The 23,115-nt window shown below is 67.6% G+C and carries 18 protein-coding genes and 1 pseudogene; 12 read left to right on the top strand and 7 right to left on the bottom strand.

Annotation, left to right across the window (positions count from 1 at the left end):
* The first annotated feature begins 89 nt into the window (after positions 1 to 89).
* Both FNL14_RS16375 and FNL14_RS16370 read left to right on the top strand, forming a co-directional pair.
* Positions 90 to 1,100, top strand: a complete 1,011-nt coding sequence (locus FNL14_RS16375) for an exonuclease domain-containing protein (protein ID WP_091416057.1) — start codon at positions 90 to 92, stop codon at positions 1,098 to 1,100.
* Positions 1,101 to 1,172: 72 nt separating this feature from the next.
* Positions 1,173 to 1,652, top strand: coding sequence for a DUF4395 domain-containing protein (locus tag FNL14_RS16370; RefSeq protein WP_142062003.1), 480 nt, complete (start codon positions 1,173 to 1,175; stop codon positions 1,650 to 1,652).
* On the opposite strand, the gene FNL14_RS16365 is transcribed toward FNL14_RS16370, so the two are convergent.
* Positions 1,633 to 2,715, bottom strand: a complete 1,083-nt coding sequence (locus FNL14_RS16365) for an ADP-ribosylglycohydrolase family protein (protein ID WP_142062000.1) — start codon at positions 2,713 to 2,715, stop codon at positions 1,633 to 1,635. The two genes, FNL14_RS16370 and FNL14_RS16365, sit on opposite strands and share 20 nt — an antisense overlap.
* Positions 2,716 to 2,908: 193 nt before the next feature.
* On the opposite strand from FNL14_RS16365, the gene FNL14_RS16360 reads away from it, so the two are divergent.
* The 4 genes from FNL14_RS16360 to FNL14_RS16345 all read left to right on the top strand — a co-directional run bounded on the left by FNL14_RS16360 (position 2,909) and on the right by FNL14_RS16345 (position 9,664).
* On the top strand, positions 2,909 to 3,835 hold the full coding sequence (locus FNL14_RS16360) for an aquaporin (RefSeq protein ID WP_142061997.1): 927 nt from the start codon (positions 2,909 to 2,911) through the stop codon (positions 3,833 to 3,835).
* 67 nt (positions 3,836 to 3,902) lie between these two features.
* Entirely contained in the window at positions 3,903 to 5,087 is a 1,185-nt protein-coding gene (locus tag FNL14_RS16355) for an exonuclease SbcCD subunit D (RefSeq protein ID WP_142061994.1), read from the top strand.
* Positions 5,084 to 8,185 carry an AAA family ATPase gene (locus tag FNL14_RS16350; RefSeq protein WP_142061991.1) on the top strand — a complete coding sequence of 1,034 codons (3,102 nt, stop codon included), beginning with the start codon at positions 5,084 to 5,086 and terminating at the stop codon, positions 8,183 to 8,185. The genes FNL14_RS16355 and FNL14_RS16350 overlap by 4 nt, the downstream gene beginning before the upstream one ends.
* A gap of 189 nt (positions 8,186 to 8,374) precedes the next feature.
* Positions 8,375 to 9,664, top strand: coding sequence for an MFS transporter (locus FNL14_RS16345; RefSeq protein WP_255470882.1), 1,290 nt, complete (start codon positions 8,375 to 8,377; stop codon positions 9,662 to 9,664).
* 30 nt (positions 9,665 to 9,694) lie between these two features.
* On the opposite strand, the gene FNL14_RS16340 is transcribed toward FNL14_RS16345, so the two are convergent.
* On the bottom strand, positions 9,695 to 10,429 hold the full coding sequence (locus FNL14_RS16340) for an IclR family transcriptional regulator (protein ID WP_091415764.1): 735 nt from the start codon (positions 10,427 to 10,429) through the stop codon (positions 9,695 to 9,697).
* A 245-nt stretch (positions 10,430 to 10,674) separates the two neighbouring features.
* Here FNL14_RS16340 and FNL14_RS16335 point away from each other — a divergent pair, with 245 nt between their 5' ends.
* Positions 10,675 to 12,006, top strand: coding sequence for an MFS transporter (locus FNL14_RS16335; protein ID WP_091415765.1), 1,332 nt, complete (start codon positions 10,675 to 10,677; stop codon positions 12,004 to 12,006).
* Positions 12,007 to 12,086: 80 nt separating this feature from the next.
* Here FNL14_RS16335 and FNL14_RS16330 read toward each other — a convergent pair whose 3' ends face one another.
* The 3 genes from FNL14_RS16330 to FNL14_RS16320 form a co-directional block, all read right to left on the bottom strand.
* Complete coding sequence (locus tag FNL14_RS16330) at positions 12,087 to 12,734, bottom strand: phosphoribosyltransferase (RefSeq protein ID WP_091415768.1); 648 nt, start codon at positions 12,732 to 12,734, stop codon at positions 12,087 to 12,089.
* 95 nt (positions 12,735 to 12,829) lie between these two features.
* A complete protein-coding gene (locus FNL14_RS16325) occupies positions 12,830 to 13,657 on the bottom strand; it encodes an alpha/beta fold hydrolase (protein ID WP_142061988.1) in 828 nt (275 codons plus the stop codon).
* A 67-nt stretch (positions 13,658 to 13,724) separates the two neighbouring features.
* On the bottom strand, positions 13,725 to 15,128 hold the full coding sequence (locus tag FNL14_RS16320) for an amino acid permease (protein WP_142061985.1): 1,404 nt from the start codon (positions 15,126 to 15,128) through the stop codon (positions 13,725 to 13,727).
* A gap of 282 nt (positions 15,129 to 15,410) precedes the next feature.
* Here FNL14_RS16320 and FNL14_RS16315 point away from each other — a divergent pair, with 282 nt between their 5' ends.
* From FNL14_RS16315 to FNL14_RS16295, 5 genes and pseudogenes are all read left to right on the top strand, one after another.
* Positions 15,411 to 16,121: an NUDIX domain-containing protein gene (locus FNL14_RS16315; protein WP_142061982.1), complete on the top strand. Its 711-nt coding sequence runs from the start codon at positions 15,411 to 15,413 to the stop codon at positions 16,119 to 16,121.
* The gene (gene nadA, locus FNL14_RS16310; RefSeq protein ID WP_091415781.1) at positions 16,118 to 17,422 is read left to right on the top strand and encodes a quinolinate synthase NadA; all 1,305 of its coding nucleotides are present in this window, start codon (positions 16,118 to 16,120) and stop codon (positions 17,420 to 17,422) included. The genes FNL14_RS16315 and nadA overlap by 4 nt, the downstream gene beginning before the upstream one ends.
* A gap of 17 nt (positions 17,423 to 17,439) precedes the next feature.
* Positions 17,440 to 19,333 (top strand): annotated as a pseudogene (nadB, locus tag FNL14_RS16305) (L-aspartate oxidase).
* A complete protein-coding gene (gene nadC, locus FNL14_RS16300) occupies positions 19,326 to 20,246 on the top strand; it encodes a carboxylating nicotinate-nucleotide diphosphorylase (RefSeq protein ID WP_142061979.1) in 921 nt (306 codons plus the stop codon). Before nadB ends, nadC begins: the two are co-directional and overlap by 8 nt.
* A 4-nt stretch (positions 20,247 to 20,250) precedes the next feature.
* Complete coding sequence (locus tag FNL14_RS16295) at positions 20,251 to 21,405, top strand: cysteine desulfurase family protein (protein WP_142061977.1); 1,155 nt, start codon at positions 20,251 to 20,253, stop codon at positions 21,403 to 21,405.
* Positions 21,406 to 21,435: 30 nt separating this feature from the next.
* Here the strand turns inward: FNL14_RS16295 and FNL14_RS16290 are convergent, their stop codons facing one another.
* A complete protein-coding gene (locus FNL14_RS16290) occupies positions 21,436 to 22,284 on the bottom strand; it encodes a fumarylacetoacetate hydrolase family protein (protein WP_142061974.1) in 849 nt (282 codons plus the stop codon).
* A 58-nt stretch (positions 22,285 to 22,342) separates the two neighbouring features.
* A complete protein-coding gene (locus FNL14_RS16285; protein ID WP_091415788.1) occupies positions 22,343 to 23,029 on the bottom strand; it encodes a DUF1684 domain-containing protein in 687 nt (228 codons plus the stop codon).
* Positions 23,030 to 23,115: the final 86 nt, after the last annotated feature.

The following is a 23,115-nucleotide window of genomic DNA, read 5'->3' as shown; positions in this document are numbered from 1 at the left end:
AGGCGCCGGCCGGGGCGGCCGGGTGATTTCGGTGACAGGACGGCATGGGTGACACGGGAACGATAACCTCCGAAGGTAAGGTGGGGCCCGTGGGTTTGGACTTTACGGCGATCGACTTCGAGACTGCGAACGGATTCCGGGGGTCCCCGTGTTCAGTGGGCCTGACGAAGGTCCGGGGCGGCAAGGTGGTTGAGGAAGCCTCCTGGCTCATGCGCCCGCCGGCCAGCCACGACCACTTCGACTACCACAACGTCCGGATCCACGGCATTACTGCTTCGGACGTCGCGGGCCGGCCCCGGTTCGGCGAGCTCTTTCCGGAGATCGGCGCCTTCATTGGCGATGACATCCTTGCGGCGCACAACGCGGCGTTCGATCTCGGTGTGATCCGCTCCGGGCTGGAGGTCTCGGGACTCCCCGGTCCGGCCTACGACTACGTCTGCACGGTGATGCTGTCCCGGCGCTGCTACTCCCTGGTGTCCAACTCCCTGCCCTTTGCCGCCGAGGAGGCCGGAGTGCCGCTGGTCAACCACCACGACGCCGCCGAGGATGCCCGTGCCTGCGCCGGCATCCTGATCGACATCGCCGGCCGCAACGGGGCCAACAGCATCGCCGAACTCTATCTGTCACTGGGGCTTGTGATGCCGCGCCAGGAGGCGTTCGACCCCGCCCGGGACACGTTGTCGAAGCCGAGCCTCGCCGCCCTGTCCGGCGCGGCGGGCAGCGGTGCAGGGCTGGTCCGGCAGTTCCAGGGCGGCTGGCCTGAAGAGGGAGCCAACCCCGAACCCAATCCGCTCGCCGAGCCCGGCCACCCGCTCTACGGCCAGACGGTGGTTTTCACCGGGCAGTTGTCCATCGGGCGGCCTGAGGCGAAGCAGCGTTCTGCCGAGTTCGGTGCCAGGCCGGAGAGCCGGGTGACGGGACGCACCACGGTCCTGGTGGTGGGGGACGGCTTCGTGGCCTCGGACCTCCGCTCGGGAAGGCTCACCGGCAAAGCGCGCCGCGTCCTCGAACTGCACGAGCGGGGGCAAGCCATCGAGGTTCTTTCCGAGGGCGAGTTCCTGCAGATGGTGGGCAGTTTCGCCGGAGCCCTGAGCGCCTGAGCAGCCCGGGCGCACGGTCACGCGGGGCAACAAACCTTCCGCCCGGCGTCGGCCTCCACCTAGCCTTGCCTCATGCGCAAGATCTTTGCCTTCCCCAATCCCGTGAACGAGTACGCTGCCCGCGTGACGGCGGGGCTGGTAGTTGTCCTGTCGCTGCTGACGGCGGCCGCCGGTTCAGGATGGGGGCTGGCGGCCATCGCCGCCGGGTTCTGGCTCCGCGTCCTCTTCGGGCCCCGGATCTCGCCCCTGGCACTGCTGTCCGTGAAAGTCATCACTCCACGGCTGGGCCGGGTGAAACTGGTTCCCGGGCCGCCCAAGCGCTTCGCCCAGGGCATGGGGGCAGTGGTCTCCACCGCGGCCCTGGCCCTCTTCGCGGCCGGCGCTGTTCCTGCCGCCTGGACCATGCTGGCAATCCTGATCGTGGCGGCGTCGCTTGAAGCGTTTGCCGCCTTCTGCCTCGGCTGCGTGATCTTCGGATTCCTGCAGCGGCGCGGGCTGATTCCGCAGGAAGTCTGCGAGGCCTGCAACAACATCAGCCTTCGCCGGTTGTGACCTTCACCAGCTGGCCGGCCATGCCGCGGATCACGTCCTGCCCTTCCAGCACCGCAAGCCATTCCGAGGGCAGGCAGGCCTCGCCGTAGAAGGCGCCGAGGATGTTCCCGGCGATGGAGCCCGTGGAATCGCTGTCGCCGCTGTGGTTGACGGCCAAGGCCACAGCATGGCGGAAATGCTGCAGCGGTTCCGCCGGGGCGGCATCCGGGAGGGTGGCCAGTACGGAGTAAAGCGCGACGGCGAGGGCTTCTTCAGCGACCCAGCCCTCACCGAGTGCCTGGACCATTTCCTCGGGTGTCACCAGTCCCTTTCCCGCCAGCCGAAGTGCGGCCTCCAGCCGTTCCAGCAACTCGGGGGCTGCGCCGTCGAGGCCTGCGGCATGGGACAGCGCCTCGGCTGCCGCTTCCCGGAGCCCGGCGCCGGCCACCACATGGTGGATGAGCAGGCTGAAGGTACCCGCGCTCTGGCGGGCGGACGGGTGGCCATGCGTGAGCGAGGCGGCGTCGGCACTCAGTTTGTAGACGGCGTCGGCCGTGATGTGCGGGATGAGCCCGAACGGGGCCGAGCGCATCACCGTCCCGCAGCCTTTGGAGTCAGGGTTCACGGGCCGGAACGAGGTGCCCATTTCCCCGGTGGCAAGTCCGGAAAGGCAGGCTTTACCAGGATGCCGCCGCTGGTGGAGCACCTCCTGGGCGTCAATCCAGCGTGGCTGGGGGACCGGGGCCGAGGCGGGCGCTGTTTCCCCCTGGGTCGCATACCAGCGCAGGTACGCCAGCCACAGGCAGGCGTTGGCGTCGGCGCCGACTCCCGAGTTTGCCCACTCCAGCGCCTCGACGAGGCCGTCCACTGTGTACAGGGTCATTTGGGTGTCATCGGAGAAGCGGCCGGGGCCCGCCAGGGCTTCGAAGCCCGTCAGGCCGGCCGCGCCGTAGCGGGCGCGGATCTGCTCAATCGTGTCGAACTCCACGGCGTAGCCCAGGGAGTCGCCGAGGGCGCCGCCCAGGAGTGATCCGTGGATACGGGACTTAGGGGAGGGGATGGAAGCGTCCGGCTCGATACTCATGGTTGCAAATTTACCGTGGCTGCCAGCGGCGGGCCGACCGCAGCGGGCGGGCGTAGCAGCGTTGCCGGCACTGGCTCCGCTGCTGTGCCAGCTGCTGTCGGCTGGCGTCCAGCGAACGCACAGTCTGCACTGGAATAATGCCGGGGTTGCCTGATCGCAACGTCCGTTTCCGCCTACCTCGAAGGTCATCACCATGAGCACGCCCGTCCCGGCCCGTCACGATGCAGTCCAGCCGTCCGGTGCTGTTGCAGCCCAGCCACGGCTTCTGCCACGTTTGGCCGCCGAGGCGTTTGGAACCTTCTTCCTGGCGCTCGCCGGGCTCGGTGTGCCGCTGTTCAGCCTTCCGCAGTCCAGCCCGCTGCCTGCCGCCCTTGCTGCCGGGCTCGCGGTGACGGCGGCAATGCTTGCTTTCGCCCACGTTTCAGGCGCGCATTTCAACCCTGCCATCACGGCCGGGCACCTCGTGGCCGGCCGGATCCGCTTGGGGGCAGCTGCCGCCTATACCGTGGCCCAGGCAGCCGGGGGAATGGTAGCCGCGCTCGCTCTCTACGGAATCCTGCGCACGCTCCCAGGGATCGCGGACAGCCGGACGGCCTTCGACACCGTTACCGCCGGCTTCGGTGAACACTCCATCATCCAGGCCCCGCTGGCGGCCGTGCTGCTGCTGGAGATGATCGGGGCCGCGATCATCACCGCCGTGTTCCTGGGAACAGCCCGCCAGGACAGCAGCGGCCCAAGCGCAGCGCCGGTTGCAGTTGGCCTGTCCTTCGCCGTCCTTCTGCAGCTGGGACTGTCGGTGGGCAACCTGCCGTTCAACCCGGCCAGGGCCGTTGCCTCCGCAGTATTCAGCTCGGGGTGGGCTGTTGAACAGCTCTGGGTATTTGTTGCCGCTCCCTTGGCAGGCGCCGTCATCGCCGGACTGGCGTTCCGCACTTTCAATGCCGCTCCAGCCGTGTCCGCTGCCTCCGCTGAAGCCGCGGCGGCGGGCAACGATGGCGACCAGGTCCCGGCGGTTGAGGAGTTCGTGGCAGCCCGTGCGGCGGACCCAAAACCGGCCACCAAGGACACAAAGACCAAAGCCAGCGAGGCCCAGGAATTCTTCGACGGAAAGCGCGGCTGAACCTGCTGGTGATGCGGCAGCTGCGGCGTTTGCCGGAACTGTCAGTGGCAGCCGATAGCGTAGAAGCATGAGGTTACTTCACACATCGGACTGGCATTTGGGCCGCTCCTTCCACGGCGTCGGCTTGCTGGATGCACAGCAGGCTTTTGTCGACCAGCTTGTGGACGCCGTTGCCCGCCATGCGGTGGATGTTGTGCTCATCGCAGGCGACGTCTACGACCGCGCCCTCCCGGGGGTGGATGTGGTCCATCTCCTGGACGATGCCCTGGTCCGGCTGACATCGGCAGGGGCGCAGGTAGTGCTGACCAGCGGCAACCACGATTCCGCCATCCGCCTCGGATTCGCTTCGCGCCTGCTGGAGCGCGGCGGCGTGCACCTGCGGACCAGGCTGGACAGCCTGGACCAGCCCCTGGTGCTCCCGGTCGGTGGAGCATCTGCCGGCGCAGCTGATACTGCCGTGGTTGCCATTTACGGCATACCCTGGCTCGAGCCGCGGCTGGTGGCCGATCAACTGGGTGTCCAGACCGCCAGCCACTTCGAGGTGACCCGGGCGGCAACAGAGCTGATCCGGCAGGACATAGAACGGCGCTCAGCAACAGCCACAGTCCATTCGGTGGTACTGGCGCACACCTTTGCCAGCGGCGGGATCAGCTCGGACAGTGAACGCGACCTCAGCATCGGAGGCGTAGGGGCAGTACCCCTGGACCTCTTTGACGGCTTCAGCTACACAGCCCTGGGCCACCTGCATGGGCGGCAGTCCCTGTCGCCCCAGGTCCGCTACTCCGGCTCACCGCTGGCGTACTCCTTCTCCGAAGCATCCCACCAGAAGGGGGCCTGGCTCATCGACATCGATGCCGGCGGCGTGACCGCAGTCCAGGAAGTCCTGTGGGATGCCCCGCGCACCCTGGCGGTGCTCCGGGGGCCCTTGTCCGAACTGCTTGAGTCCTCCGAATACTCGTGGGCCGAAACCGCCTACTGTCAGGTGACCCTGACCGACGCCCAGCGTCCCGCCCGGGCCATGGACCAGCTGCGGGCACGTTTCCCGGACACGCTGGTCCTCAGCTTCGACCCCGAGGGTAGCCCTGCCGGCACCGCCTCCACCTACAGCAGCAGGCTGGCTGAAGCCCCCGATGATCTCGCTGTGTGCTGCGGCTTCCTGGAGCACGTGCGGGGCCGTGTTCCGGATGATGCCGAAAAGGCGGCGCTCGCCGCCGCCCTGGAAAACGTCCGGCTGCAGGAGGCCTCGCTGTGAGGATCCACCGCCTCCGCCTCTCCGGGTTCGGTCCCTTTGCCGGCACCGAGGAGATCGACTTCGACGCCCTGAGCGCGCATGGACTGTTCCTGCTCAATGGGCCCACCGGCGCGGGTAAAACCAGTGTGCTCGACGCCATCTGCTTCGCACTCTACGGCTCAGTGCCGGGTGCCCGCCAGGACGGAAAGCGGCTCCGCAGCGACCACGCTGAGGCCGGCCAGGAACCTGCGGTGAGCTGTGAATTCTCGGCGCAGGGCAGGCGGTTTGATGTCACCCGGTCGCCCGCCTGGGAAAAGCCGAGCGCCAGGGGCAGGAACGGTTTCACCACACAACAGGCCAAAACCCTCCTGCGCGAACGCGTGGACGGGATGTGGGTGGAAAAATCCACGCGGAACGATGAAGCCGGGGCCGAGATACTCGCCCTGCTGGGAATGGACCGGGAGCAATTCACCCGTGTGGTGATGCTGCCGCAGGGTGACTTTGCCGCCTTCCTGCGCTCCAAGGCCACGGACCGGCTGGAGCTTCTGCAGAAACTTTTCGGCACGGAGCGGTTTGAAGCCGTGGAGCAGGAGCTCTCGCAGCAGTCGCAGGCAGCAAAGGAGAAAGTGGCTGGCCTCAACGGCCAACTGGAACTCCTGGCGGCGCGGGCCGAGTCAGAAGCAGAAGCGCTCCAGCTCCAGGAGACTGACGCGCCGGCGGAGGACATCCCGGCGGCAGATGCTGTGGCGGACACCCGGGCCGTGCGGCTCGAGTGGTTGAAAGAACGTGCCGCGGAACGAAAACGCCAACTCTCGGAGCTCGCGCTGGCTGCGGAGTCGGAACACCAGGAACGGGTCAGCGCCGTTGCAGCGGAGACTGCACTGCGTGAACGCCACCGCAGGCTCGAGGAAGCAACAGCCAGGCAGGCCGCCGTGCAGGAAACCCTTCCGCGGCTGGAGGACCTGGCCCGCCGGCTGGGCCGCCACCGCCAGGCAGAGGTCCTTGCCGGGCAGCTGCGCAGCGTTGATGCCGGGGTTGCCAAGGTCCGGCGGGCGGCTGACGCCATGGAATCGGCTTTCACCCTGCTTCGCCTGGCCGCCGACGAAGACCCCGAACTCGGCCAGCTGGACCTGGGACCCAGGAACCATGTCCCGCAGGACATCGACGGACCGGCGGTGTTTCCCGGCGCGGAAGATGAATTGAACCGGCTCCGGTCCCTCCTGGCTGTTGTGGAGGCGCGGCTTCCGGACGAGGACCGCCTGAAGGTGCTCCGGTCAAAGCACCGGCAGTTGCTGGCAAAACAGCAGGAGCTCACGGCGTCCAATGCCGCCCTGGACCGCCGCGTGGAGGATCTGCTGAACGAGCGGATCCGCCTCACCTCGGGCCTGGAAGCACTGGAAGGACGGGCCGGCGTGGCAGCGCTGCGCGCGAAGGAAGCAACCGCCGCCGGGGAACTGCTGGACGTGGTCCGGCGCTACGGTGCTGCTGTTGCCGCGCGGGATGCGGCCAAGCTGGTTCACGACAAGTCTCGCGAGCACCAGCTGGAAACCAAACGCCGCTGGCTCGATGTACGGGAGCAGCGGCTCGCAAACGCGGCTGCCGAACTGGCCGCCAAACTCGTGGAGGGGGAACACTGCCCCGTGTGCGGCAGCACGGAGCATCCCTCACCGCCGGCCGGTAACGGGGGCGGTTCCGGTCTCGAACAGGAAGAGGAAGCAGCCCATCAGGTGTATGAGGCCGCGGAAGCAGGATTCGCCGGTGCCAGCCAGCGGCTGGCCGAGGCAGATCAACTGGTGGCGGTCCTGGCCGGTCAAGGCGGCGGGACGCCCGAGGAAGAGGCCCTCAATGGGGCTGAGGAAGCTCGCCTGGCTGCGGACGACGCCGCCCAGGCCGTGGAGGAACTCGCGGCGGCGCGGGCGCGGCTGGAAACACTCGAAGCGGGCGTCACTTCAGCCCAGGCGTCCAGGGCCAGCGCGGAGGCCGAGCTCGCGACCGTTGTATCCTCCTTGGCCGACCTCGCCGAACAGTCATCGACCCTTGACCAGGCACTGGCGGAGTTGCGGGCAGGGCGCCCGAGCCTTGCCCAGCGGCTGCGCGCCCTCGAAAACGCGGCCGCCATGCTGTCCAAAGCCGTCGAAGCCCAGGCTGCGCTTTCCACCGCCAACGTCCAGGCGGCGGAGGCCCGGGAGCACCTGGAACTGGCCTTGCCGGAAGCGGGGTTTGATTCCGCGGAGGAAGCCCGGGCACACCTGCTGGCCGCCAATGACGCTGTTGCACTCGAAGCTGAAATACGCTCGGTCCACGACGAGGCTGCCAAGGTTGCCGAGCTGTTCGCGTCGGACGAGGTTGTGCTCGCCGTGAAGGAAACGGCCGACGGGATTGAGATGGACCAGCAGCGCCTGCCGGCCCTGCAGGCTGACGCAGCCGCTGCCCTGCAGGCCGCGCGCGACGCTGAAGTGGCGGTGGGGCTGGCATCGCGCTGCCTTGAATCGTTGACAAGCATCGCTGCAAGCTACGACGGGCTTGCCGGTTCGGCCCGCGGTCCCGCCGAGCATGCCCGGATGTTGTCCGGCCTGGCGGATGCGGCGGCAGGCCGGGGAGACAACACTTACCGGATGAGCCTGAACAGCTATGTCCTGGCAGCGCGGCTGGAGCAGGTGGCCCTGGCCGCCTCGGAACGGCTGGTGGCCATGAGCGACGGGCGGTACCTCCTGCAGCACACCGACGCCAAGGCGGCGCGCGGTGCCAAATCCGGGCTGGGGCTGGAAGTGGTGGATCAATGGACCGGGCACCGCCGGGATACGTCCACCCTCTCTGGGGGCGAATCGTTTATGGCCTCACTGTCCCTGGCGCTCGGACTGGCCGACGTCGTCCAGCAGGAGTCCGGCGGCGTGGAAATCGAAACCCTCTTCGTGGATGAAGGCTTCGGCAGCCTGGACGAGCAGTCATTGGAACAGGTGATGGATGCCCTCGAAGGCCTGCGGGATGGCGGCCGGGTGGTGGGACTGGTGAGCCATGTAGCGGAGATGAAGCAGCGGATCGGCATGCAGCTCCAGGTGCTCAAGGGACGAAACGGCTCCACCCTGCGGATATCGGAGGCTGTCGAGGCCCCGGTCTGACTGCGCGGACAGGAGTAGATCCATGCTCCCGGGCCTACGGGGAACGCCGGATATACTTGGACAGTTACCGGGTTCGGCGCATCGGGAGGAGGGACGATGCGCACTTACTGAACGAGCCCGGAATTGACATCTTCGACCTCCCTTTCTTCCGACCAGCCTTCGTCTTCCCGGCATGCTCCTGCACCTGCCATGCCCGATTCTCCGGCCACGAATGGCGGTTCTTCCGCCGGCCCGGGCAGCCCGTCCGGCAGCCGTTTCGCCAGGCTTCCGCGGCTTGCCGGCCGCAGCTTTCTTCCCCTCGGTATTTTCGCCCGTCTTCCCCTGGCCATGCTCACGGTAGGGACCCTGACCCTGGTGACGTCCAACAGCGGTTCCTATGCGCTGGGGGGCACCGCGGCAGGAGCAGTAGGCATTGGGTCCGCCCTGGGAGCGCCGATCCTGGGGACCCTTGCGGACCGACGCGGCCAGCGCCCGGTGCTGCTCTTCGCAGCTGCCCTTAACACCGCAGCGGTGGCGGCGCTGATCCTTGCGGCTGCCCTCCTGGGCACATCCGGTGGTTTTACTGCCGAAGTGTTGGCCGCCGCGTTCCTTTCCGGGGCAAGCTGCCCCCAGGTGGGACCACTGGCCCGGGTGAGGTGGATGGCACTCACATCACAGGGGAGCGCGCCGGACAACAGGCGGGACCTGGACACGGCACTGTCCTACGAGAGCACCGCCGATGAAATCACCTTCGTGCTGGGCCCTGCCCTCGTGGGAATCCTGGCCAGCCTCCTGGCGCCATGGCTGCCGTTGGCGCTGGCGGCGGCGATGACCATCACGCTGGTGCCCGCCTTCGCGACTCACCACACCCACCGGGCGGTCCCGGTGACCCGGCGACCGGCAGGAGAACGAACGTCGGAACAAGGAACTGCCAGGCGCAGCCTGCCGGCCGCCGTTGCCGTCCCGGTGGTGGCCATGGTTTGCATGGGGACGTTCTTCGGGTCCGCGCAAGCGGCCTTGAGCTCCTTTTCCGCCCAGTACGCCACTTCGGAAATCGCTGGACTGCTTTACGCCGTGATGGGGCTCAGTTCCGCCGCGGCCGCCCTGTCGGTCGCCTATTGGCCGCAGCGATTCGGGCTGTCCTGGCGTTGGGTGGCGTCTGCTGCGCTGATGGCCGCGCTGGCAGCGCTCCTGCTGGTTCCCGCGTCATTGGGCTCAATGGTGCTGGTGCTGCTGATTCTGGGGCTCCCGGTGGGGCCGGTGATGGTTACTGTCTTTGCCGTGGGTGGGGCAGTGGCCCCGGCCGGGCGCTTGGGAACCGTGATGACGGCGCTGGCCAGTGGAATTGTTGCCGGTACGGCGATTGGTTCGGCAGTAGGCGGCCGGCTGGCGCAGGACCACGGCTATTCGGCGGCATTCCTCGTCCCCGCCTGTGCGGCAGCGGCACTGGCGCTCCTCGGTGCCGCGGCCGCCGTCGTACTGCAGCGCCGCCGCGCCTGACCTGTTCCTACTCGCCTCAGCAGGGCGCGCTCAGGCCAGCTGGCGTTCGATCCTGGCCGCACTCTGGGCCAGCGCGGCGCCCACCTCTGACGGATCGTGGGCTGAGCGGATATATACGACGGCGAGCGCTGCCGGCCGTCCGCCGGGAACCCGGACCGGTGCCGCCAGCGAGGAAACGCCGGCGATGACTTCGTCATGGCTGGCGGAGTATCCGGCGCGCCGGGCCTCCGCCGCCTCCGGGCGGTACGGGATGCCGGTCTCGAGGCGGTCCCATTCGGCTTCGGTGAGGGCCGACTGAATGGCAATGCCCGGTGCTCCGGCGTTGATGGGGTGACGGGTGCCGGGATGCTGCGCCACAGTAGCCCCGCTGTGCCGTGGTTCCACGGTCACGAGGGTGATGCAGTCGTGGTGGTCCCACAATGCCACGAAAGCAGTCATATCCAAGGTGTTGGCCAAATGCGTCAGTTCGGGCAGGGCTGCGCCCTGCAGGTTCCTTGAAACGCCGCGGGCAAGGACGGCCAGTCCGGGGCCGGGCTGGACCCGCCCTGCGTCGTCGCGGACCAGCAGCGAGTGGTCCTCCAGCGTGCGAAGGATCCGGTAGGCCACAGAACGGTGGACGCCCATGGCATCGGCGAGTTCGGCAATCGTCAGCGGGCCGGGCGCGGCAGCAAGGATTTCCAAAGCACGGATGCCCCGGGAAAGCGTCTGGGAGGGTGAGGCCTGCGCCGGCGCGGCTCCGGCCGGGGCTGCAGCGCTGGAAGTCATGGTTTCCATCCTAGGCCGGAGCGTCCGGATAGCGAAGCGCCGGTTCACATATAGAACCTGCTGACCAGGGCTCTTGCAAGGTGGCGCCAGTTCAGCGCGTCCGACTTCGACGCCTGAGGCATGGAATTCGGAGAATCCGTGTCCTGCCTCACATTTTCGTAGTACCCTACTAACTAACTGACCGTTCTGTCGGTAATCCTGAAGGCGTCCTGGCAGCCCCGCTGCCAACAAACAATGGAGTTTCAATGACCACACCTTCCAAGGTGGATACTCTCTCCGGTCCCAGCACCCGGCGGGAGGAGCGCAAAGTCCTGGCCGGTACCCTGGTGGGCACCACCATCGAGTGGTACGACTTCTTTATCTTTGCCCAGCTGACGGCAACGCTGCTGTCGCCGCTGTTCCTGGCACCGCTGAACCAGTCCAACCCGGGCCTGGCGCAGATCCTCTCGTTCGCCCTGATCGGCATCAGCTTCCTGTTCCGGCCGCTGGGCGCCGTGGTGGCAGGCCACCTTGGCGACCGGCTGGGGCGCAAAGCCATGCTCGTCTTCACCCTGGTGATGATGGGAGCGGCCACCGCCCTCATCGGCATGCTGCCCACCTACGCCCAGATCGGCGCCTGGGCGCCCGTGCTGCTGATCCTCCTCCGGATCATCCAGGGCTTCTCGGCAGGCGGCGAATGGGGCGGGGCGGCACTGATGGCCGTGGAACACGCGCCCCTGAACAAGCGCGGGCTCTTCGGTGCCTACCCGCAGATCGGCGTGCCCGTGGGCATGATCCTGGCCACCGGCCTGCTCTTCTTCCTCAACAGCAGCATGTCCAAGGAAGACTTCGCCGCCTGGGGCTGGCGGATGCCGTTCCTGCTTTCCATCGTCCTGATCGTAGTGGGCTACCTGATCCGGCGTGCCGTGGCAGAAAGCCCGGTCTTCCAGGAGATGGCCATGCGGAAACAGGAAAGCAAGGCGCCCCTGGGTGAACTGGTCCGAAGCCACAAAAAGCCGGTGCTGTACTCCACCATGATCTTCATCGGCAACAACGCTGCCGGGTACCTGCTGATTGCGTTCTTCATCTCCTATGCCACCCGGACGCTGCAGATGCCCACGCCCCAGGTCCTCCTGGCCACCACGCTCGCATCCTTTGGCTGGCTGATCTTCACGCTGGTAGGCGGCTGGCTCTCGGACCGCATTGGCCGCGTCAAGACCTTCCTTACCGGCTACGCGATTGTGTTCGCCTGGATGATTCCCATGTTTGCCCTGATCGACACCAGGAACATCTGGCTCTACGGCGTTGCACTGTTTGTCCTCACCATCGGCCTTGGCCTTTCCTACGGCCCGATGTCCGCAATGTACGCGGAGATGTTCCCGGCCAGTGTCAGGTACTCCGGCATTTCCATCGGCTACGCCTTCGGCGCAATCCTGGGCGGCGCCTTCGCCGCCACCATCGCCGAAACGCTGCTGCAGACCACCAAGTGGGCCGGATCGATCGGCATCTACATCATGGTGCTGTGCGTCATTTCGGCCATCGGCGTGGTCCTGGCCAAGGAAACCAAGGGCAGGCCGCTGGGCGTCAGCCACCACTAGCCGCACCGTCACAAGGAAAGCCCATAACGCAGCAGCGGGCCCGGACCATATTGGTCCGGGCCCGCTGTCGTCAACGGTTGCTACTGCTTCAGGAAGCTGATGGCGTCTTCGTCCGTCAGTTGTTCGAAGTGCCGGTAGAAACTGCCCACCGCGCGGAACTTGCCGGGCAAGTGCAGGCACAGCACGGCGTCGCACACCCGCTCCACGGACGCGGCGGCTTCAATGGAGCCCACGGGAGCGGCGGCCACCACCGTCTCCGCCCCACCCTCACGGACGGCCTCGACGGCGGCCCTCATGGTGGCTCCGGTTGCCAGCCCGTCGTCGATCAGCAGGACGGTCTTGCCGGAGATTTCCTGGTCTGCTCCCGGGTAGAGGTCCACGCGGCGGAGCAATTCGACGCGTTCGCGCTGCTCCACCTGGCGCAGGAGTTCCTCACGGACCCCATGTTCCAGGACGCGGTCCAGCAACGGTTTGTTGAGCAGGCGCACAGTCCGCCCGCGGGCCCACGCCAAGGCTCCGTACGCGGTTTCCTCATGCCCGGGAATGCCGAGCTTGCGCACCAGGACGGCACCCAGCGGAAGGTACAGGGCCTTCGCTGCGGCCGCCGCCACGGGGATTCCACCGCGCGCAAGGCCCATCACGACCGTGCCCGGGCGCTCGCGGAACTGCGTCAAAACCGCAGCCAGCCGCTCGCCGGCCTCTGTGCGGTCTTCGAAACGCATATCCATGTAGTCCTCCCGGCTGTTCCAGCCTTCCCTTTCAGCCTACCGCCGGGAAGCCAACGGCAGGAGGGCCTGGATGGCCGGGGAATATTGCAGCCGGATCAGACCGCGAGGAAGGAGATGGCGGCCTGCTTGAAGGCACGGCTGGTGACGGCGTTGGTGTGGTTGCGGCCCGGCAGCGTCAGCTGTTCGGCCAGGGCGCCGGCGCCTTGGGCCAGCTCGGCGAGCTGCGGCAGGCTGCCGGCGCGCTCGTCCTGGTCGCCTGCGACCAGGAGGACCGGCACGTGCGGGACCGCCTCGGCGGGGTCGTATGGTTCGGCCTTGATGGCTTCCACCAGGGACAGCAGGGCGAAGATGTTGTTGCTCGGCAGCAGCAGCGCCATTTTGAGCAGCCTGGCCGTTGACTCATCCGCAATAGGGGTGCCGTCGGCCAGGTAGTCCTGGGCGGCCACGAGGTCGAACTCAGCCAGGGGGTCCGCGGTATTCGGGCCGCCCAGGACAATCCGGTGCACTATTTCGGGCTGGGTGGCGGCGAACTCCCAGGCGAGCCGGGAACCCAGGGAATAACCCACCACGTCCAGCCCGCTGGCAGGGTCACCGGCCTGCAAAGGCCGCACGCCGGCGTCGAAGGCAACCTGCAGCAGGTCCGCGCGGATCCTGCTGGGGGAGTAGGAATCGCGGTCCTCCGGGGCGCCGCTGCGGCCGTGCCCGGGCAGGTCCACCACGATGACCCGCCGGCCGGCATCAAGCAGCGCTGCCAGCCAGCCGGTGTCCTCCCAGTTGAGTTTGCTGGACGACGAGAAGCCGTGCAGGAGCAGGACGGGGCGGAGCCCGGCGTCCACAGCAGGATCATGCACCGCCACATACAGCTGGGGGTCGGTGCCCTCCACGGTGTGCGAATGCTGCTCGCCGGTGTGCCTGCCGCTCATGGTGTCAGTCCTCATCAACTACGGCGCCCAGGGAGACCCGGCGCGTCGGAACCTCGTGCTTCGAAAGTTACTCTACCTGCCTTGCCGCCACCTGCCTGGGCCCGCGGGTCCTGGCGCTGAGCCGGGCACCCACTGCACAGGCTGCTGCGATTGCCGCGATCAGGCCGAAGGTGCTGAACAGCTGGACACGGCTGCTTTCGGCGCTGAAGCCCACCGCGAAGATCAGGCCCAGCAGGACGAGGCCCACAATCGTCAGGGCCGGGAAGCCCCGCATCCTCAGCGGCAGGGGAGTGCCGTCCCTGTCCGCGCGGCGCCGCAGGACCAGCTGCGAGACCAGCGCGCTGCCCCACACCACCAGGCAGGTTGATCCGACCAGCTGGAACAGGGCGGGGAGGATGCGCTCCGGGAACAAAAGCTCCAGGATTGTGGCCACGAAACCGAAGGCGACGGACACGCCGACGGCCAGCATGGGCACGCTGGCACCGCTCAGCCGGGCCAGGAAGCGAGGGGCCCCGCCGCGCCGGGCAAGGGAGTAGACCATCCGCGACGAGCCGTAGAGGTTGGCATTCAGTGCGGAGAGAAGGGCGACGACGGCCACGAGCGTGATTGCCGTTGCGGCGCCGGGGATGCGGGCGGCGTCCAGGACGCCGGCAAAGGGTGACGCCAGGCTTTCCGATGTTGCCGGCAGGACGGCCGCGATCACAAAGACCGAGCCGATGTAGAAAACCAGGATGCGCCACACCACCGTCCGGATGGCTTTGCCCACACTGTGTTCCGGGTCTTCGGTCTCGGCCGCCGCGACGGACACAATCTCCGTGCCGCCAAAAGCGAAGATAACCACAAAAAGCGCCGCGGCAATTCCGCCGAGTCCCGCGGGGGCGAAATCGGAAGTCAGGTTGGCGAGGCCGGGGGATGCCACATCCGGCAGCAGGCCCAGGAGCAGGGCAGCGCCGATCACCAGGAACAGGACAATGGCCGCGACCTTGAGGATGGCGAACCAGAACTCGAATTCACCAAAGTTCCGGACTCCAGCCAGGTTGATGGCGGTGAAGACCACCATAAAGATCAGGGCGAGCGCCCAGACCGGGACCACGGGCCAGACAGTGAAGAGGAGCCCGGCCGCGCCCAAGGCCTCGGCAGCAATCACCACCACCAGCTGCAGCCACCACAGCCAGCCGATGGTGGCCCCGGCCGTTTTGCCCATGGCCCGTTCGGCATAGACGGAGAACGCGCCGCTGTTCGGGTTCGCGGCGGCCATTTCGCCCAGTGCCCACATCACCAGGATGATCAGGGTGCCGGCCACCAGGTAGGAGATCAGCACGGCGGGGCCGGCCGCCTGGACCCCTGCCCCGGAGCCAAGGAAGAGGCCGGCGCCGATCGCGCTGCCCAGGCCCATCATGGTGAGCTGGCGGGGCTTCATGCTGTGGCCCAGATGGTCTTGCGGACGCTCCTGGGAGGACTTCATTGTCATCTGCTGCTGAACCTTCTTGGGGTTTGGATGGTGGCTCCTCGTGGGACCTCTTGAATTTACCTTCTCCCGGCCATGCTGCCCGCATCCGGGGCTCCCGGCGCCGGGCTCCCCGCCACCAGGCGATCCCTCCCCATGACTTCCGCGCCGGCAGGAAGGAGAAACATTTGGCAATTGAGGGGCGGTTGCCCGTAGAATCAGTTATGGTCAAGTTGACCATAACTATGGTGACCGAAGGATCCAGGCTCCCACAGGGAGCCCGGCAGGTTGGGAAGGTGGTGGGAAATGTACTTGAGCTCGGCAAACGTCTCCGAGCGCCAGGCTGCCCCGCCATCGCTCGCGATCTCCAATGTCATTTTCGCGCTCCGGCCCAGCGAACGCTCCGGACGTCCTACGCTCTGGCTGCCGCTGGTCCGGCGGATCCGGGAGCCGTTCAAAGGCCTCTGGGCGCTGCCGGGTGGCCCACTGAGCCACTCGGAGTCCCTGCAGGACGCGGCATCGCGCAACCTGCGGGAGACCACTGGCCTCGCCCCGAGCTACCTCGAGCAGCTCTACGCCTTCGGCGGCCTCCACCGTTCACCCACGCAACGGGTGGTCTCGATTGTGTACTGGGCCCTGGTCCAGCCGACCGAAGCCGCCCTGGCAGACGAGTCCGAGAACGTCAGATGGTTCCGCGCGGACCGGCTCGGCGAACTCGCCTTCGACCACAACGCCATTGTGGACTACGCGCTCTGGCGGCTGCGGAACAAGCTGGCTTACGGATCCGTGGCCTACCACCTGCTGGGGGAGTACTTCACCCTGGCCCAGGTCCGGGAAGTCTACGAGGCTGTGCTGGACCGCCAACTGGACCCGGCAAACTTCCGGCGCCAGCTCAAATCCACCCCGGAAATCGAGGAAACCGGGGAATACCTCCAGGGCGGCAAACACCGCCCGCCCCGCCTCTACCGCTTTACCGGCCGGCCCGGCCTTGACCCAGATAACAGGAGCACACTATGAGCAGCGTCAACACAGCAATCCAGCTGATCACGCGCGAACAGGCCGAGAACGGTGCGGCGGCAAAGGGCAGCACCTGCAGCCCGGCCCTGGCCAATGGCCCGTGGGACTACGACCTTGCCGAGGCGCTCGCCGGCGTTCCCGCCTACGGCCCCGGTGCCTCCAGTGCGGACGTGGCCCCCGCCGCAACGCCGCGCCAGGGGCAGCTGCCCGAAGAGTACAAGCTCGCCAGCGACGCCGAGCTGGGCGAAAGGATCCTCGCCGCCAAGGCTGCGCTGGGGGACCGGGCCGTCATCCTGGGGCACTTCTACCAGCGCGATGAAGTCATCCAGTACGCGGACTTCGTGGGCGACTCCTTCCAGCTGGCCAATGCCGCGCTCACCCGCCCGGACGCAGAGGCCATCGTCTTCTGCGGCGTCCACTTCATGGCCGAAACCGCCGACATCCTTTCAGCGCCCGAACAGGCCGTCATCCTGCCCAACCTTGCGGCCGGCTGCTCCATGGCGGATATGGCCGACGCCGACTCCGTAGCCGAGTGCTGGGAGCAGCTTGAGGAAATCTTCGGCACCGAACCCGACGCCGACGGCCGTGTTCCGGTCATCCCCGTCACCTACATGAATTCCTCCGCAGCCCTGAAGGCTTTCTGCGGCGAGCACGGCGGCATCGTCTGCACCTCCTCCAACGCCAAGACCGTCCTCGAGTGGGCGTTCCAGCGTGCCCGGCGGGTGCTGTTCTTCCCGGACCAGCACCTGGGCCGCAACACCGCGAAAGCGCTGGGCGTGCCGCTGGAGCAGATGCCCATGTGGAATCCGCGCAAGGACCTCGGCGGCAACGACGAGCAGGCGCTCCTGGATTCCCGGGTGATCCTGTGGCACGGGTTCTGTTCCGTGCACAAGCGCTTCAACGTGGCGCAGATCGAAAAGGCCAGGGCCGACTTCCCCGGCGTCCAGGTGATCGTGCACCCCGAGTGCCCCATGGAGGTGGTGGATGCGGCAGATTCGGCCGGCTCCACCGACTTCATCAAAAAGGCCATCGCCGCGGCCACCGAGCCCACTACCTTTGCCATTGGCACCGAAATCAACATGGTGAACCGGCTCGCGGCTGAGTACCCGCAGCACACCATCTTTTGCCTGGACCCGGTGATCTGCCCGTGCTCCACCATGTACCGGATCCACCCGGGCTACCTGGCATGGGTCCTCGAGGAGCTCGTTGCCGGGCGCATCGTCAACCGGATCACCGTGGCGGACTCCGTGCAGGACAACGCCCGCACCGCGCTCGAGCGCATGCTCGCCGCCAGGCCGTAATGAACCGGCAGCCGATCATGCCTCCCTCTGCGGGCGGTGGAACATTCGAACCCGGTGCCCTGCCCTCCAGGGGCGCCAGGGCCGGCGGCGGATCCCCGCGCCGGCTGATCGTGGTTGGCAGCGGTATCGCCGGACTGTACGCCGCACTGCTGGCGGCCGACGCCGGCGCCGATGTTGTCCTGCTGAGCAAAGGCCAGCTGCGCGAGAGCAACACCTGGTACGCCCAGGGCGGTATTTCGGCAGTACTGGACGAACCCGCCCCCGGGGACACGGTTGCAGCCCACATCGCCGACACCCTGCAGGCGGGCGCTGGGCACTGCCATGAAGCGGCGGTCCGGCTGATGTGCACCGAGGCCCGCCTGGACATCGCCGGGCTGGAACGGTTCGGCGTGCGCTTCGATCCCGGTGCCGGCGGTGGCCCCGCATTGGGGCTGGAGGCTGCCCACTCCGCCCCGCGCATCCTGCACGCGGGTGGCGACGCGACCGGCGCGAAAGTCGCGGCGGGCCTGATCGAGGCCGTGCTTGCCCGCCGCCCGGAGGGCACGCTGACCATCCACACCGGTGCCCACGCCACAGCGCTCCTGCTGCAGGACGGCCACGCCACCGGCGTCGAGTTCCTGCAGGACGGCGGGACCCACACACTGCACGGGGACGCAGTGCTGTTGGCCACCGGCGGAGCAGGACAGCTCTTTGCGCAGACCACCAACCCCGCGGTGGCCACGGCAGACGGCCTGGCGCTCGCCGTCCGCGCCGGGGCGGCACCGGCCGACCTCGAATTCTTCCAGTTCCACCCCACCTGCCTGGTGCCCGGCGCCACCTCCAACCCGGGCAATGCGCGCGGGCTGGACCAGGACCCGCTCCTCATCTCCGAAGCCGTCCGTGGCGAAGGAGCCATCCTTGTGGACGGCAACGGCAAGCGGTTCATGCGGGCCTACCACCCCGACGCCGAACTCGCCCCGCGCGACGTGGTGTCCCGCAGCATCGCCCTGCACCTGGCCAAGCTCGGCGACCCCAACGGCCACGTCTACCTTGACGCACGCCTCATTGAACAGGCCAAGGGTCCGGGATTCCTGGCCAAGAGGTTCCCCACCCTCACGCAACGGACGCTCGACGCCGGCATCGACTGGACCAGGGACCTGGTCCCGGTTGCCCCCGCAGCCCACTACTGGATGGGCGGAGTAGCCACGGACCTCCATGGCCGGACCACTGTGCCCGGGCTTTACGCCGCCGGCGAAGTTGCGTGCACCGGCGTCCAAGGTGCGAACCGGCTGGCCAGCAACTCCCTCCTTGAGGGACTCGTCTTCGGCCGCCGCGCTGTTGAAGACTTCCTGTCTGGTGACGACGGCGGTGGCTGGGGGGCGCCGTCCCAGGCTGTTCCTCCGCTCGCTGTCTCGGCCGCGGGCGGCCTCCCCTTGACGCTCGCTTCCGGAACACCCTCGGCCGACGTCGGGCAGCGCACCTTGGGTGCCGTCACCTTCCCTGCTGCTTTAGAAGGCGATGCGGGCGAAACGGGTGGTGACGGCGGGAGCCTGCTGGCCAACTCCGGCGGGGAAGGGGATGCTGGCGACGGCATTGGCTCCACGTTCTCGCGGGAAGCTCTGCGCCGGTTGATGACTGCCAAAGCTGGGGTGCTGCGCTCGGGGGAACTGTTGGCTCAGGCGGGGGACACCCTTGGGCGGTGGGCCGCCGTCGTACGTCCTGACACACTCTCCGCCGGCACGGACACGCGGCTGCACGAGGACCGGAACCTGTTGCTGGCTGCGCAGCTGCTGGTGGCTGCCGCCCGGCAGCGCACTGAGTCCCTGGGAGCCCATTACCCCCAGCGATGACCCCACGGACGCTGCCGGCCTCGCTGCCGAACTTGAAGAATCTTCCCGAACCCGCCCGAAAGCGAGCCTTCTCCATGACTGACACCACCTCACTGACCGCACCAGCACGGGCCGGCGTCCGCACCCTGGACCTGACGCTGCCGTCGGCACCCGTACGGGACATCCTGGAACGGGCGTTCGCCGAGGACGCTCCTGCCGGGGACATCACCTCCCAGCTGCTGATCCCCGCCGACGCCCGCGCCACCGCTGTACTGAACGCACGGGTCCCCGGCGTCTTCAGCGGCGCCACGGTGTTCCGGGACGCCATGCTGCTGGTGGACCCCGAAACGGACGTGGAGCTGCTGCTCGCCGACGGGGACACGTTCGACGCCGGCACGCACCTCGCGCGGGTCAGCGGACGGGCCCGGTCGGTGCTCCTCGCAGAACGCGTGGCACTGAACCTCGTGCAGCGGATGTCCGCCATCGCCACGAAGACCGCCGAATTCGTCGAACTGACCGAAGGCACGTCCGCCCGGATCACCGACACGCGCAAGACCACTCCCGGGCTGCGGATCCTGGAGCGGTTCGCCGTGCGCTGCGGTGGCGGCGCCAACCACCGGTACAGCCTCTCCGACGCCGTCCTCGCCAAGGACAACCACCTTGCCGTGATGACAGGAGGGGACCCGGCCAAACTCACCGGGCTGCTCGCCGCAGCCAAGGCACAGCTGGGGCACACCACCCACTTCGAAGTTGAGGTGGACCGGATGGACCAGATCGAGCCCGTGCTCGCCGCCGGGGTGGACACCATCATGCTGGACAATTTCACTCCTGAGGAGTTGAGGGCCGGGGTGGCGCTGGTGGCCGGACGCGCACGTGTTGAGGCCAGTGGGAATGTGAACCTGGCCACCGTGGCCGGAATCGCCGCCACAGGAGTGGACGTTATCTCCATCGGCGCCCTGACGCACACGGTGGCCGCCCTGGACCTCGGGCTGGATGTCGAACTGACGGTGGCATGAACCCATGATCTTCCTCGACGCCGCCGCCACCACCCCCGTCCGCCGTGAAGTGCTGGACGCCATATGGCCGTACCTGACCGGAGAGTTCGGGAACCCCTCCAGCCACCACACCCTCGGCGAGGCTGCAGCCACCGCGCTCGCGGACGCGCGGCGGACAGTGGCAGCGGTGCTGGGCGGCCGGGCGGGCGAGATCACCTTCACCTCCGGCGGAACGGAAGCGGACAACCTGGCGGTGAAGGGCATCGCGCTGGCCCGGCAGGCTGCTGACCCGCAGCTCAACCGGGTGGTGATCAGCGCCGTCGAACATCCCGCTGTGGAGGAATCGGCACGGTATTTGGAGCGCTTCCATGGCTTCGCCATTGATGTGGTCCCCGTTGACGGGACCGGACTGGTGACCCCGGAGGCGTTTCAAAAAGTGCTGACGCCGGAAACAGCGGTGGCCAGCGTGATGTACGCCAACAATGAAGTGGGAACGGTCCAGCCCATTTCCGAACTGGCAGCGCTGGCACACGAACTGGGCATCCCTTTCCACACGGACGCCGTCCAGGCAGCCGGGTGGCTGCCGCTGGACACGAAGGTGCTGGGTGTGGATGCGATGAGCATTTCGGGGCACAAGCTGGGGGCGCCCAAGGGATGCGGGGTGCTGTTCGTCCGGGGGCGCACCAAACTCGAGCCGCTGATCCACGGCGGCGGGCAGGAACGCGGCCGCCGGTCAGGAACAGAGAACGTGGCCGGCGCCGTGGGCCTGGCCACCGCCCTGACGCTTGCGCACGCAGGCCAGGAAGAACAACGACGCCGGGTCACCGCGCTGCGGGACACGTTCATCAGCGCTGTGGTCACCGGTGTTCCGGGCGCAGTCCTCACCGGGCATCCGGCTGAACGGCTGCCTTCCGTGGCGTCGTTCTGCTTCCCCGGAACCAGCGGCGAGTCAGTACTCCTTGAGCTCGAACGCCAGGGCGTGGTCTGCTCCAGCGGCTCAGCCTGCGCGGCGGGCTCGGACGCGCCCTCGCCGGTGCTGACAGCACTGGGCATTGCGCCCGAGGTGGCCCAGACGGCTGTCCGGTTCAGCTTCGACGCAGCGGTGACCGAAGCGGACCTGGCCGCGGCGGCGGCCGCGGTGGAATCCGCCGTCGGACGGGTCAGGGCGCTCGGCGCCTGACTTCACCAACGCCCCGAAGGCGCTGCCACCTCAGCCGCTGGAAGGTGCGGGCCAGGGGGAGGCAATCACAGGATTCATGAGCTCACCGATCCCTTCGACGCGGCACACCACGGTGTCGCCCGGGGCCAGTGGAGCGCACTCTGCCGGGAAACCGGTCAGCACGAGGTCGCCCGGGTGGAGGGTCATAAACGAGGTCACGTACACGAGGATCTCATCAACCTTCCAGCCGAGGTCAGCGGTGCTGGCGGCCTGGAGGGGAGTGCCGTTGTGCACCACGTCCACGGCCAGGTGTGACTCGTCCAGGCCGGTCACCATCCACGGTCCCGCGGGCGTGAACGTGTCCTGGCTCTTGGCGCTGATCCAGAGTTCATCAGTCTTCTGCAGATCCCGGCAGGTGACGTCGTTGCCGATAGTGAAGCCCAGGACGGCGCCGCGGGCGTTCTCCGGAGTCAGGCCCCGCGCCCTGGTGCCGATCACAATGGTCAGCTCCGCCTCCGGATCCACCCGCCGCATTCCCGGCGCCAGTTCAATCGCGTCTCCAGGCCCGATGACGCTGGTGGCCGCCTTCTGGAACGCCTGCGGCGGCAGCTCCCGCCCGGACTGGCCGGTGTTGTGCGCCATCCCCAGGACATTGGCGGGCACGCTCGGAGCGAGGAACGTAAAGGAATGCTCCTTCACCCGGTCCCCTGGCTGCCACCCCTCCCGCGGGTGGCTGGAGGCGTTGGCCGGTGAACCCCAAAAGGGGCTGCCAGTAACCGTCCACGTGCTGCCCTCCGCCCCACCAAAGTCCACTGCATCGCTGGCAACAAAAAATTGTTCCGCTGGATGGGCAGGGGACAGGGGACGGACGCGCGCAATGCGGCGGGGGAGGGCAATCATGAGGGAATCCTATGGGGCGTTGTGAATCAAACCTGGCGGGAAGCCGGCTGCGGTTCCGTCAGTAGAGTTCGCCCACCGGAATTTCCACGGCCAGCCGGTTCGACGGCCCGGGCAGCGGGCATGCCCAGGCCTCGTTATAAGCGCAGGACGGGTTGTAGGCGAAGTTGAAGTCCAGCACAAAAGCGGCATCCGGACCGGTCCCATCGACGCCATGGAACGCGCCCTTGATGGTATCGAGCAAATACCGTCCCGCGCCGTAGCTGCCGCCGGGCTGGCCGGCCGTGGCATCACGGAACGGCACAAAAATACCGCCGCCGTAGCCGTGCAGCTTCCACACCCCGAGCTGGCCCATCTCGGGCAGGTCGAAGGTTCCCAGCCGGATAAACCTGACCACGCCGTCCGTGGCGGTCTCCACGTTCATCTCCCGCCCCGCACCCTCCTTGGTCAGGGGCACGTGGAAACGGTAGATGGGATCGTAGTCCGCGGTTTTGAGTCCGGAAAAGCGCGCCTTGTCCTGAGCGGTGAGGGCGGAGGCAGGGTGCGTGGCAAACATCAGGTCCCGCTGGTGGCGCCAGTAGGAGTGGGCCTCGGACGGGTTCTCGAGCGCCAGCTTCCGGACATTGGCGTAGAGGGCGAAGGTCCGCAACCGCCAGTCGGCAATGTCGACGGCGGAGATGTTCGCCAGGGTATCGTCGGCTCCGCCCAGGGTTTCTTCGGCTGTGCCGTGCTGCTGATCGTGCGCCATAACCCCAGCCTAGTCCCCGCACCGTACCGCGCCCGCCCGACGGCGACACGGACCTCCGGTGCCTGCCCCCACCGGGGGAAACGCCC

The organism is Pseudarthrobacter sp. B4EP4b, assembly GCF_006680095.1.
In the GTDB taxonomy this organism is placed as follows: domain Bacteria; phylum Actinomycetota; class Actinomycetes; order Actinomycetales; family Micrococcaceae; genus Arthrobacter.
Note: the sequence above shows the minus strand (reverse complement) of the source record. Positions and strands in the feature narration are given on the sequence as shown.